Annotated in this window: 1 protein-coding gene; it reads left to right on the top strand. The window is 60.4% G+C overall.

Annotated features, from left to right (window positions below; genetic code table 11):
- Window positions 1-43: 43 nt before the first annotated feature.
- Window positions 44-288 (top strand): HIT domain-containing protein (locus NE591_RS15500; protein WP_256157129.1); only part of this gene is annotated, 245 nt, incomplete at its 3' end.

The following is a 288-nucleotide window of genomic DNA, read 5'->3' as shown; positions in this document are numbered from 1 at the left end:
GAGCTTGACAGCCAGCTCGAGGACGTGAAGCTCGATATCGAAGATGAGCAAGACCGATTGGAGTATCTTCGGCAACGAGCGGACGGAGTTGCGCGAGACATTGGAGAGCTTCATCTGCAAGATCGTGTCCGGCGAGATCCCGTCGGCCAAGGTGTACGAGGACGATGTGTGCTACGCCTTCGACGACATCGAGCCCGAGGCGCCGGTGCACACCCTCATCGTGCCGAAGACCCACTACGACAACATGGCCGCCGGCGTGCCGGCCGAGGTCATCGGGCATATGATGAG

This window comes from Adlercreutzia sp. DFI.6.23, assembly GCF_024462535.1.
GTDB classification, from domain to species: domain Bacteria; phylum Actinomycetota; class Coriobacteriia; order Coriobacteriales; family Eggerthellaceae; genus Adlercreutzia; species Adlercreutzia rubneri.
The sequence above is the reverse complement of the archived record's forward strand: the minus strand, read 5'-3'. Positions and strand labels throughout refer to the sequence as shown.